General features: G+C 55.8%; 9 protein-coding genes. 5 read left to right on the top strand and 4 right to left on the bottom strand.

Features of this window, described 5'->3' with window-relative positions; translation table 11 throughout:
• The first annotated feature begins 2 nt into the window (after positions 1-2).
• Positions 3-935 carry a sensor histidine kinase gene (locus tag MHH78_RS31965; RefSeq protein WP_341170067.1) on the top strand — a complete coding sequence of 311 codons (933 nt, stop codon included), beginning with the start codon at positions 3-5 and terminating at the stop codon, positions 933-935.
• 61 nt (positions 936-996) lie between these two features.
• Here the strand turns inward: MHH78_RS31965 and MHH78_RS31960 are convergent, their stop codons facing one another.
• Both MHH78_RS31960 and MHH78_RS31955 read right to left on the bottom strand, forming a co-directional pair.
• Positions 997-1,347 (bottom strand): nuclear transport factor 2 family protein, encoded by a 351-nt coding sequence (locus tag MHH78_RS31960; RefSeq protein ID WP_051494108.1) that lies wholly within the window; start codon positions 1,345-1,347, stop codon positions 997-999.
• Between the two features lie 160 nt (positions 1,348-1,507).
• The gene (locus MHH78_RS31955) at positions 1,508-2,425 is read right to left on the bottom strand and encodes an AraC family transcriptional regulator (protein ID WP_341170066.1); all 918 of its coding nucleotides are present in this window, start codon (positions 2,423-2,425) and stop codon (positions 1,508-1,510) included.
• A gap of 126 nt (positions 2,426-2,551) precedes the next feature.
• On the opposite strand from MHH78_RS31955, the gene yicI reads away from it, so the two are divergent.
• A complete protein-coding gene (gene yicI / locus MHH78_RS31950) occupies positions 2,552-4,873 on the top strand; it encodes an alpha-xylosidase (RefSeq protein WP_341170065.1) in 2,322 nt (773 codons plus the stop codon).
• Between the two features lie 601 nt (positions 4,874-5,474).
• The gene (locus MHH78_RS31945; protein WP_341170064.1) at positions 5,475-6,650 is read left to right on the top strand and encodes an SGNH/GDSL hydrolase family protein; all 1,176 of its coding nucleotides are present in this window, start codon (positions 5,475-5,477) and stop codon (positions 6,648-6,650) included.
• A gap of 174 nt (positions 6,651-6,824) precedes the next feature.
• Here MHH78_RS31945 and MHH78_RS31940 read toward each other — a convergent pair whose 3' ends face one another.
• Positions 6,825-8,762: a helix-turn-helix domain-containing protein gene (locus tag MHH78_RS31940; protein ID WP_341170063.1), complete on the bottom strand. Its 1,938-nt coding sequence runs from the start codon at positions 8,760-8,762 to the stop codon at positions 6,825-6,827.
• On the bottom strand, positions 8,759-10,597 hold the full coding sequence (locus tag MHH78_RS31935) for a sensor histidine kinase (protein WP_341170062.1): 1,839 nt from the start codon (positions 10,595-10,597) through the stop codon (positions 8,759-8,761). The genes MHH78_RS31940 and MHH78_RS31935 overlap by 4 nt, the downstream gene beginning before the upstream one ends.
• A gap of 133 nt (positions 10,598-10,730) precedes the next feature.
• Between MHH78_RS31935 and MHH78_RS31930 the strand changes: the two genes are divergently transcribed.
• The gene (locus MHH78_RS31930) at positions 10,731-11,612 is read left to right on the top strand and encodes a carbohydrate ABC transporter permease (RefSeq protein ID WP_341170061.1); all 882 of its coding nucleotides are present in this window, start codon (positions 10,731-10,733) and stop codon (positions 11,610-11,612) included.
• A complete protein-coding gene (locus MHH78_RS31925; protein ID WP_340944013.1) occupies positions 11,612-12,445 on the top strand; it encodes a carbohydrate ABC transporter permease in 834 nt (277 codons plus the stop codon). The genes MHH78_RS31930 and MHH78_RS31925 overlap by 1 nt, the downstream gene beginning before the upstream one ends.
• The last annotated feature ends 42 nt before the right edge of the window (positions 12,446-12,487 follow it).

The raw sequence follows: 12,487 nt of genomic DNA, 5'->3' as shown, positions 1-12,487 counted from the left end.
GTATGTATCTTGCTATAGTCATCATTGCCGCTCTAGCTGCTGTATGTATACTCCTTGTGTATCTGCTGCAACGGCAGAGTATGATTCAAGTGCGGCGGCAATTGACGGAGTGGGAGTCGTCTTCCCTGCAGCACCTGCATGTCAAGCTGCCTCTGCCCGGGAAGGAGATGGAGCGGCTCATCGTGGCTGTTAACCGGCTGCTGGATCAGCGCCAGAGAGAGCGGGTGATCCACCAGTCGAGAGAGCACGCCGTGAAGGAAGAGATCGCCAATCTGTCCCATGATCTGCGGACTCCGCTTACATCCATGCAGGGATATGCCTATCTGCTGAAGGATCCCCTTGCTTCCGAAGCAGAGCGGCAGCAATATATGGAGATCATCATGCATAAGATGGCGGTCATGAACAATATTGTAGAAGCATTCTATGAATTGTCCAGTATCGACTCGGGAGACACTCCTTTGGACAGTCAGCCGGTTTATCTCTACAGCCTGCTGAGTGAGGTGATTCTGGCGTTTCATCCGGACCTTACGCAGAAGGGCATCGAGGTGCAGCTTCATCTGGATGAGAACGTCAAGGCCATCCCGCTGGATGAGAAAGCCATGATCCGCATTTTCTCCAATGTGCTGCAGAATGTGCTCCGGTACGGCAAAAACCGCTTGACTGTCTCCCTCTATACGGAACAGCAGCATGTGAAGCTGAAGTTCGCCAATGAAACGGAGCATATCCAAGAGCAGGATCTGCCCAGGTTGTTCCAGCGGACGTATACCAGCGATTCTTCGCGGTCAAGCGGCCAGCTCGGCCTAGGCCTCGCCATTGTGAAGCAACTGGTGGAGAAGCAGGGAGGCAGCCTTGAGGCTGCGCTTAACGATGGACAATTCCGGCTGTCTTTTGCCTTCCCGGATGATTGTCTCATACCAAAGAAATCGCTCCTTTGAAAGGGCTGGGCGGCAGCCCAATCTTCCGAAGGAACGATTTCTTTTTTTGCTTCATAAAAGCCTATTTAAGCGTGATGATTAGCTCGCTGATTTTGCCGCCTTGTACCTTGAATTCATGGGTGAACTGCTGCGGGGCGGGAACACGGTTCTTATTGAACTCCCCCTCCATCTCAGCGGTCACCGCAATGCGGCCCTGGATTTCTTCAATTTCCATAATGGTAAAGCGGACCTTAGCGGAGAACAGCTCGGATTCTCCCCAAGCCGCTATAGCCTCTGTGCCTTCGGCCGACTTCCCGTTATCCTTCACGGTAGCGCCGGGAGCGAACAATTCGATCAGAGCGTCAGGCTGGTATTGGTTCACTGCATTGTAGAAGTCCTGTACCTCAATTGGCAAGGTAACATGTTGATTCATGAATATCTGCCTCCTCTAAGTAGATTAGTGGGGAACGGCATGTCCACCGGAATGAGCCACTAGGCCACCGCTGAAGCGGCAGGTGCCGTGGTCATCCATACCCTAACTTAAACGTATCCGGGCATCCGTAAGCAGGAAAAAGTATAGGACGGGGTTCAGCCTACGGATAAAGCTGGCTCTGCCCGGCGAAGGGACCGGCGTCCTTGCGGAATTCCGAAGGCGAGCAATTCATGACTTTGCGGAACACTTTGATGAAGTAGCTGACGTTGTCGAAGCCGACATCCATGGCAATATCGGAGATTTTGCGGTCTCCCTGCTTCAGCAGGGCTGCGGCCTGGCGGACCCGGTAGGAGTTGATGTAATCGACGGGCGTCTTGCGGGTCATGCTTTTGAAAAAACGGCAGAATTGCCCTTCGCTCATCGGAATCAGCCCCGACAGGTCACGGGTACGGATCGGCTCCTGGTAGTTGTCCTGGATATAGAGAATTACCCGCTTCAGGCGGTCAATCTTCGTGGGCTCCGCGCCTTCGGACTGGCTGTGGTTGACGAAGCGCCCCGGCTGCGCAATCTGCGAGAGCATAATCAGCAGGGTCCCTTTCATAAAAGCTTCGAATCCGGCCATTTGTTGATCATACGCGTTCATCATCCGGTTCAGATGCAGCAGCAGCTCCGCCTGCCAGGGAACAGAAGGGGTGAGGTGGCGCGGAAAGCTCTGGCGTTTCTCCTGAAGCGGCAGAATAACACTCTGCTGGATGGTATCATATTGGGCGCTGGCCAGCAGGTCGGGGTGGAAGACCAGGGCGCAGAAGCGGCAGGGGGTCTCCGTAAGCGCGTATGCGGCATGGATATCCCCGGATTCAATGAATACGGCCTCACCGGGGCGAAGCGTGAAATAGTCGGTGTCCACCTGAAACAGAATCTCGCCTTCCAGCAGCAGGAAGAACTCGGCTTCCTCATGCCAGTGGGTGTCCAGGACATGCGCTCCGGCGGGAAGGTCGATCCAGTAGGCAGCCAGGGGGAACATGACATCCCCGTGTTCGCGGTCTTCTTTGAGCAAGCGCTGCGAGGTACGGTCCATTAGGGGCCTCCTTGTCTGATTACGTCAAAATAGTGTTATAAATGAGCTATATATTATTAGTTTTGAGATTTTATTATCGGTATAATGCAACTATATACACCAAATCGAAGGGTGGCAAGTGCACATATGAAATTTACAGACGGCTTATGGCTGGTTCGTGACGGAATTACAATCAATGGTGCAGTGCAGAACTATGTAGTAGAAAAAACTGAAGAAGGCCTAACCGCCATCACGCAGACGACTCCCATCACGGGACGTTCGGCGACACTCAACTCCACACTGCTGACGGTGAAATTCCATTCCCCGCTTCCGGGCGTGGTAGGCGTCAAAATTATTCATAATGACGGCGTTATTCCACGCGGACCTTCGTTTGAGCTGACTGAGGGAACCGGCGATCATGTTCAGGTGGAAGAGAGCGAAGCGCAGACCGTGCTGATCAGCGGGGGACTCCGCGTAGTCATCAACAAGGGCACACACTGGTCGGTGGACTTCTACCGCGGCGACGAGCGTATTACCGGCAGCGGTTACAAATCAATGGCCTATATCACGGATCAGGACGGCAACACCTTCATGCGTGAAGAGCTGGACTTAGGCGTCGGCGAATTCGTGTATGGCCTGGGTGAACGCTTCACGGCTTTTGTCAAAAACGGCCAGGTGGTCGATCTGTGGAACAAAGACGGCGGTACAAGCTCCGAGCAGGCGTACAAGAACGTTCCGTTCTATGTGACCAGCAAGGGCTACGGCGTCTTCGTGAACCAGCCGGAACTCGTCTCGTATGAGATTGCATCTGAGAAGGTGAAGAAGGCCCAGTTCAGCGTAGCCGGAGAGAGCCTGGAATACTTCGTGATTGAAGGGCCGACGATTAAAGAGGTCATCACCAAATACACCTCCCTGACCGGTAAGCCTGCGCTGCCTCCGGCCTGGACCTTCGGCCTGTGGCTGACGACTTCGTTCACTACAGACTACGATGAAGCTACCGTGAACTCCTTCGTGGAAGGGATGGCGGAGCGCGATCTGCCGCTGCATGTGTTCCACTTCGACTGCTTCTGGATGCGCGAATATCAATGGACGGATTTCCAGTGGGATTCCCGTGTGTTCCCGGACCCGGTGGGGATGCTGAAGCGTCTGCACGACAAGGGGCTGAAGATCTGCGTCTGGATCAACTCTTATATCGGACAGCGCTCCCCGTTGTTTGAAGAAGGCCGGAAGAACGGCTATCTGCTCAAAAAAGCCAACGGTGACGTCTACCAGACGGACCTCTGGCAAGCGGGAATGGGCCTGGTCGACTTCACGAACCCTGCGGCTTGTGAATGGTATGCCGGTTACCTGCGCGACCTGGTGGATATGGGCGTAGACAGCTTCAAGACGGACTTCGGCGAGCGGATTCCGACGGATGTGGTCTATTTCGACGGCTCCGATCCATACAAGATGCATAACTATTATACCCAGTTGTATAACAAGGTTGTATTCGAGGTGTTGGAAGAGAAGCTCGGCAAAAATGAAGCTGCCGTGTTCGCACGCTCTGCTACCGCTGGCGGCCAGCAGTTCCCGGTTCACTGGGGCGGCGATTGCTATGCTGACTATGAATCCATGGCAGAGAGCCTGCGCGGCGGCCTGTCGCTCGGCCTGTCCGGCTTCGGCTTCTGGAGCCATGACATCGGCGGGTTCGAGAACACCGCTCCGGCGCATGTCTTCAAGCGCTGGCTGGCCTTCGGCCTGCTCTCCAGCCACAGCCGTCTGCACGGCAGCACCTCGTACCGTGTGCCTTGGGCGTATGACGATGAAGCCGTGGACGTTACCCGCTTCTTCACCAAGCTCAAGTGCAGCCTGATGCCGTACCTGTATGATGTAGCCGGACAGGCACATGAGCAGGGCTGGGCCTCGATGCGGGCCATGGTGATGGAGTTCCCGGAAGATCCGACCTGTGAGGTGCTGGACCGCCAGTACATGCTGGGCGATTCCCTGCTGGTCGCTCCGATCTTCCAGGAGAACGGCGAAGTGAAGTATTACCTGCCGGCCGGCCGTTGGACACACCTGTTGAACGGTGAGACCGTACAGGGCGGAGCATGGCGCAAGGAGAAGCATGACTTCTTCAGCCTGCCACTGTTCGTTCGGCCGAACACTCTGCTGGCTGTGGGCAGCGAGGACAGCCGTCCGGATTATGATTTTGCAGACGGCGTGAAGTTCGGCCTGTACTCCCTGGAGGACGGGAAGTCTGCTGTGGCGACTGTGCGCGATATCCACGGCGCTCCTGAGCTGAAGGTAGAAGCTGTACGCAGCGGCAGTGCTGTAAAAGTAACTGTCGAAGGCAGCGGCAAAGCATTCACCCTGGCGGTGAAGGATCTCGGCGCTATCGCTTCCGTGGAAGGTGCGGAGCAGGTAGATGAGACTACAGTGAAAGTGGGCGCCGGTGAGAAGTCCGTAACGTTCACGATTACGCTGAAATAAGTGAACTATAGACGGAATTAACACACACGCAAGACTGAATTAACACAACTATAGACCGAATTAACACACCTGCACGCTGGCTTAGCCTATGGCTGTGCCCTTAAGTAACCAAGCTCTCTGATGACAGGGGACATTCGTCTCCTGGATCGGGGAGCTTTTTGGGGATCAGTGCCATTGTGATCGATTTTTTGGTTACATTGGGCCCGTGTGGCGTGCCCATTCCAAATGTGATCGGTTTTTCGATTACATTGGGCCCACGTGGCGTGCTCAGTGCCATTGTGATCGGTTTTTCGATTACATTCGGCCTACGTGGCGAGCCCAGTTCAAATGTGATCGGTTTTTCGATTACATTAGGCCCACGTGACGCGTCCGGTTCAAATGTGATCGGTTTTTCGATTATATTCGGCCCACGTGACGCGTCCAGTCCAAATGTGATCGGTTTTTCGATTATATTCGGCCTACGTGACGCGTCCGGTTCAAATGTGATCAGTTTTTTCGATTACATTCTCCGAAGGAGTGCCAAAGAGGTATCGAAGGATTGCCTAAGGAGTGACAAGGTACTGTCAGCATAAGTCGCATCAGATTAGAGGAGTCGATGACTATGAACAATATTGAGAACAGTCCAAACGGAGTACTGAGCCAGCCGGAGTTCACCTCGGCCACCGCGCTGTCTACAGCCGCCAACTATATTATGAACGCGCCGGAGCCGTTCACCCATACGTACCGCACCTATATCCGCTTGCGGGAGAACGGCAAGCTGACGCTGGAGTTCTGGCACAGCAACGCGGTGGATTCGACCTGGGACCTGGGCGCGGATGCCGTAGCCAGTGAACCGGGCGGCGAGTGGAGCATCGAGGCGGCATATCTCGCCGATGGCGGAGCGGCGCCGGACGGCAGCATTGTGCAGGGCTCGCAGGTGCCGGTTACCTTTGGCGGCGAATTGTCGCGGCGTGTGAAGCCGGGTGAGCAGTTCTGGAGCGACGAAGCGCTTCTGGAGCTGCGGGAGGGCCATATGCTGGCCTTCACCTGGACCTTGAAGACGGCTGGCGCAGGCAAGTCATTCCCCTTCAATGTGGAGGGAATGCTGGTCTCCGGCTACGATGCGCCGGGTACACAGGCAGCGCAGGAGTCAGCGGCGGGGTTCAGTGAATCGGATAAGCTCCAGGTGCTGCCAAGCTTCCTGGGTTACAAGAAGCAAGTGGTGAAGAGACTGGTATTCCTGGGCGATTCCATCACGCAGGGGGTGCGGACCGCCAAGGACCAATATGCGCACTGGGCGGCAAGAATTGCGGAGGGGCTGGGTACAGAGTATGGAGTGTGGAATATCGGCTCCGGCTGGGGCCGGGCCTACGATGTAGCCACGGATGGTCCCTGGTTGCATAAGGCGCAGCAGGGGGATGAAGTGCTAATCGTGCTGGGCGTGAATGATCTGGATATCGGCCAACGCTCGGCAGAGGAATTGCTGGGGGACCTCGCACACATTATCTCCCGGATCAAGGAAGCACAGCCGGAGGCAGCGGTAATTCTCAGCACGGTGCCGCCTTTCAATTTCGAGGGCGAGCGTGAGACCCATTGGCGAAAAGTGAATGAATGTATCCGCATGAGTCTTCCGGCCGGAGTGGACCGCGTATTCGACATGGCGGCCGTGCTCTCTGTTGCTGTTCCTGCTGACCACCGGATCAAGCCGGAGTATATGAGCGACGAGTTCGACCCGCATCCGAACGGTGCGGCGGGCAAGGCAGTGGCGGCGGCTTTTCTGGCGTGGTACAGAGGTTAGCGAAATTTAACAGCAAACGGACTCCAGTAAGTTAGTAGAGCATCAGCTCTTCATCTGTGGATGGGTGAAGAGCCATGGAGGACTAAAAGGGTGAAGTAACCGGAGCAAATGTAGGCGAAAAACCGAATACATTCTCCCCCAGTAATCAGCATTCACATACCACCCAGACGGAGCTTAATGCTCCGCCTGATCCCGGTAGTCTTTCGGCGAATGGCCGGTGTGCTTCTTGAAGACCTTGCTGAAGTATTTGACGTCGTGGAAGCCGACCATTTCCGAGATCTGGGCCAGCTTGAGGCCCGGATTCTGCATCAGCAGCTTGGCCTTCTCGATGCGGACGCTGACGATGTAGTCGGAGAAGTTGATGCCGTATTCCTGCTTGAACCGGCGTGAGACATACTCGCGGCTGACCTGGAATTTGCCCGCCACCTCCTGAAGGGAGAGGTCGGAGGGGTAATTCTGCTCAATGTATTTTACGATCTCCGTCATCGGGTTCCGCTCTTTCTGCTGTCTGTCCGTGAGCGCCCGGGATAACTGCTGCATGAAGGCAAGGGACCAATCGCGCCAGGCGAACAGGGAGAAGGAATAGCCGCTGGGCTGCGGAGAGGGGTTCTGCTGGTCCCCGTGCTCAAGCTCAGCCAGTACGTTGGCTGCCTGGCTGCCAAGCGCTTCCCGGACCAGCCGGGAGCGAAGCAGCAGCGCATTGGCCTTCCAGTCGTTCAGCATCTGCGGGGTAACCACCCCCCGGCGGCTAAGCTCCTGAGTCCAGTGCTGCGCCGCTGCGGTCAGGGCCTCGGGCGTCCCGCTGATGACCGCCATCCGCCAGTCCTCCTGGACATCGGCGAAGCTCAGCGGGACTGCGGTCTCCCGCTTATCGCGCGGCTTCCCGCCGGGTATCGTCCCCGGCTTCCTGCCCGTCACTGCGCCAGCACCATTGCCAGTCACCCACCCCGGCCCCGCACCCGCACCTGACTTCCGGCCTGTCACCTCGCCCGTTCCCGAGCCAGTCAATCCGCCTGTCGCCGCACCCGCACCTGACTTCCGGCTTGTTACCTCGCCCGTTCCCGTGCCAGTCAATCCGCCTGTCACCGCACCCAAGCCTGGCTTCCCGCCCGTCATCACACCCACATCAGTCTCCCCGCCTGCCACCGAGCCCGCTCCCATGCTTGTCCCCGCGCCCGGCAGCGCCTCCGCACCCGCAAAATGGCAGTAATCCTCATGCCTGAGCAGATTCCGCCGCAGCAGGGCTTCGGCGGCTTCGGCGCGTCCCGCCGGCAGATGCGCGGGGAAGGCGCCCGGCGTGCTGATTCCGAAATGCATGCGGAATTGCAGCGTCAGGAAGATGCCCTGATTCATCCGGCTAATCAGCGAAGTGACGGATTCATGCGGCTCCCAGAGCAGGATGGCAATCTCCGGCGGCCCGCCCCAATAACGGAACGCGATGCCCGTGCCCTGCTGCTGCAGAAATTCGTTGCAGATGTTCACGATGGCGTAGTAGAGCAGCTCGCTGTCACCGCCGAAGCGCCGCAGCAGCGGATTGTTGCCGCTGTCCGTCTGCACGAGGAGCAGACGCGAAATCTTAATGTCCGGCGGAATGATGCTGTCATGGATCAGGCGGCGCAGCGAGGCCTCGGCATTCACCTTGTCGTCGATCAATGCGGACAGCAGCTTCTCCCCGAAGATCGGCTTGATCTCATTCAGCCGGAGGCTCTGGTGCTGGCGGTGGCTGCGTTCCGCCTCCTCGGCCCGCCAGGCGGATACTGCTTTGGAGACCGCGCTGTTAATCATATCCGGGTCAATCGGCTTCAGGATATAATCGATGCCGCCATGGCGGACGGTCTGGCGGACGAAGTCGAAATCATTATGCCCGCTGACCACAATGAACTTGGTGCTGCCTGCGAATTCATCCACCCAGGTCATCAGCTCCAGGCCGCTCCCGGACTCCATCATCATATCCATAATGACCAGCGCTGGCTTCTCCTGGCGGATTAGACCGATGGCCTCATTGCCGTTACCCGCCTCCAGAATCTCCTCAATCTGATGGGCCTCCCAGTCCACCAGCAGGCGGACGGCCTTCCGGACTCTTGCTTCGTCATCTACAATCAGTGCCTTCATATCCGTTCACTCTCCACTACAATATCGATTTCAAGGCGGATGATTACCCCGCCTGTCTTCAGATTATCCACGGTCAGCAGGGCATTATCGCCGCAAACCAGCCGCAGCCTGGCCAGCACATTGCCGAGGCCGATGCCCGCGCCCGGTGCATCGCGTCTGCTAGGGCTGTCCTGTCCGGCATTCTGCAGGAGCTCCCGTTCTTCAGCGGTGCTGGACTGCTCCAACTCCTTGCGCAACGCCTCCAGCCGTCCTGCGGGAATGGGGAGACCATTGTTGGCGATGCTGATCTCCATCCGCTCCGGGGTTAGCCCGGCCACGTTAATCTCCATGTATCCGTCCTGGCGGTCAAGCTGGAAGCCGTGTTTGAAGTAATTCTCCACAATCGGCTGCAGAATCATCTTGGGCATCAGCGCCCGAAGCAGCGGCTCCTCCACTTCACAGCGGAAGCTGAACTTGTTCTCAAAACGCTCCTTCTGCAGCTGGATATACGCTTTGACATGATCCAGCTCATTCTGGACCGTCACCACCTTCTCATCATTGTACATGCTGTAGCGCATCATTTTGGCCAGAGCCGAGAGCAAGCCGTAGATCTGCGGCACCTTCAGCTCCAGGGCCAGCGTACCGATAATCTGGAGAGTGTTGTTCAGAAAATGCGGATTAATCTGGGACTGGAGCGCCCTCAGCTCATTGGTCCGGCTCGCCAGCTCCAGTCTGTACTCCCGCAGAATGAGATTGTTGATCGTGTCCATCATACTGCGGAAATGCTCGGTGACCACCCCGATCTCATCGTTGCCCGCCGGGCGGATCTCAATGTTGAGATTCCCGGTCTGGACCTGATTCATATACCGGGTCAGCTGCTTGATCGGCGCGGTAATCCGGAAGGAGACGAGGATCGTCAGAACAATGATCGTCACCAGCAGCAGCGCCAGCAGGAGCAGGTTGATCGCGGCGGCCTCCTTGGCCTCGCGGAACAGGTAGGAGACGGGAATCTGCTTGACGAGCGTCCAGCCGAGGCCGATGCTGTCGATTTTTTGATAGATGAATACAGAGCTGTCCTGTTCAAAATAACCCTGCAACTGCGTACTGTCCGCAATCTGAGTGTTATACCAATCAGCATTCAGCGGTTTGCCGAGCAGCCCGGAATCATGGCTGTAGACCAGCCTGCCGCTGCTGTCCACCAGGTAGAGCTTCTCCTGATCCTGCTCGTACAGCTGGTCCACAATCTCACTGAGGGCTGCCAGCTTCACATCAATTGACAGATAGCCTAGCGCCTGCGAGGTAGGGATACGCTCAATTCTGCGGTGCAGCGTAAAAACCGGCTCCGGTATAAACTGCGTTAACGGCAGCCTCAGCCCGTAAGCGTTGCTCAGATGTGTACTCTGCACGCTTACCGGGGAGCTTCCGCTCAGACTGGACTGGTGGTAGGGTGCACTAGCCAGCCAGCGCTTCGGTGTTGTATTGTCCGTAATCAGCGTAGCCTTCGAATCTTTCACACTGTATAAGTACACCTGTGAGAGGTGGGGCAGGGAGGTGGAGATATAGCTGAGCGAGTTATAGATGGCAATATCGGAGGACAGATCGTCGTACCCTGCTTCAAGCAGCCGGTAGAAATCGCCGTCAGAATACACGTTCAGCGACAGACGGTTGAGCTCCTGCAGCAGACTGTCAATGTTCTTGTAGCCTTGATAGAGCAGATTCTTGTTCTCCTCGACCGCCCGGTCCCGCAGTGACTTGGTGGTGTGGGAATAGCTGACATACATTGTAGCCATAATGCAGATTAAGGTGGGCACAAGCAGGAAGACGATCAGCTTCGTGCGGATACTGGTCCATTTCATGGGGCGGGTCACATCCAGGTCAATATTTTACACCCTAAAGATCACTTGCGTAGGTGTAAGAGGCTCTGCAAAAAACAGATAATATCTTTAGATCATAAACAAGTGAGTGAGTAAAAGAAAGGGGGGCCATAACATGCGCGGCAATAAATTGTCCCAGTTTGGTCAGCAGGTATTTTTCGTTGGCCCGGCATTATTGTTTTTTACCTTGATCATGATTATTCCGTTTCTGATGGGGATGTACTACTCCTTCACGGACTGGAACGGCGTATCCGGTAATGTGAGCTGGGTCGGCTTTGAGAATTTTAAAAGTATTTTTACGAATGATCACGACTTCTGGTCATCCTTCTGGTTTACCGTGAGATTCACCGTGCTGGGTGTGATCTTGACTAACATAGTAGGCTTCTTCCTGGCCTATCTGTTGACCAAACCCCTGAAGACACGCAATATGCTCCGGACCATTTTTTTCATGCCGAATGTGATCGGGGGCCTGCTGCTCGGGTTCATCTGGCAGTTCATCTTCATCAAAGGCTTCGCCACGATGGGCGATCTTACGGGCCTGTCCTTCTTCAACCTTCCCTGGCTCGGGGATGCGACCACCGGCTTCTGGGCGATTGTCATGGTCTTCATCTGGCAGTCCTCCGGCTATCTGATGGTCATCTACATCGCTTCGCTCAGCAACGTCTCCAAAGAGGTGCTCGAAGCTGCCGAGATTGACGGCGCCTCCCGGATGCAGGTACTGCGCAACATTATCGTTCCGCTGATTATGCCTGCGGTTACGATCGGGCTGTTCCTGGCGATCTCCTGGTCCTTCAAGATGTTCGACCTGAACCTCTCGCTGACCAAAGGCGGACCGTTCAAATCGACGGAATCCGTAGCGATGAACATCTATAACGAAGCCTTCCTGAACAACCGTTATGGTCTGGGTACGGCTAAGGCGCTGTTATTCTTCGTCATTGTAGCGCTGATCACGATCATTCAGGTTCGTATAACGAAGAGTAAGGAGGTAGAAGCTTAATGAATGCCAAGACCAAAAGCAGATGGAATATCGGCATTGAAGTGATTATGATCCTTCTGGCGCTTCTGTTCCTCTCTCCGTTCTACTTCCTGCTGGCGAACTCGGTGAAATCCTTCGGCGAGATTCTGAGCGATGCGGCAAGCTGGCCGCAGGCCTTCATGTGGGAGAACTATGCGAATGCGTGGAAGCTGGCCCGGTTCTCCGAAGCCTTCCGCAACTCGCTGATCATTACGATCATCAGTGTGGCACTTATCTCGCTGTTCAGCGCGATGGCGGCCTACCGGATGGTGCGTGCCAATAACCGGTTCAACCAGATCCTGCTGCTGCTGATGGTAGCGGCGATGGTGGTTCCGTTCCAGACAATCATGATTCCGATCCTGAAGGTTGTGAATGTCCTGGGCGTGAACAACTCCTTCACAGGTCTCATTATCTCCCATCTGGGCCTCAGCATTCCAATGGCGATCTTCCTGTTCCATGGCTTCATCAAGTCCGTACCGCTGGAGATTGAAGAGGCGGCCACGGTGGATGGCTGTAACCCGGTCTCGGCGTTCTTCCGGATTGTTTTGCCTCTCCTGAAGCCGATGCTGATGACCATTATCGTGCTGAATGCGCTGGGGATCTGGAATGACTATCTGCTGCCATCCCTGATTCTCCAGGCACCCGGACTGCGGACAATTCCGCTGGCGACCTTCTCCTTCTTCGGCCAGTATACGAAGCAGTGGGATATGGCGCTTCCGGCACTGACCATCGGGATTGCCCCGATCGTCATCTTCTATCTGTTCATGCAGCGTTACATTGTTGAGGGAATAGCGGCTGGCTCGGTGAAGGGTTAATTCACCGGGCTCCCGTTCCACATAAAAAGCAGTTAAATTATT

The organism is Paenibacillus sp. FSL H3-0333 (assembly GCF_038002805.1).
In the GTDB taxonomy this organism is placed as follows: Bacteria; Bacillota; Bacilli; order Paenibacillales; family Paenibacillaceae; genus Paenibacillus_AQ; species Paenibacillus_AQ silagei.
Note: the sequence above shows the minus strand (reverse complement) of the source record. Positions and strands in the feature narration are given on the sequence as shown.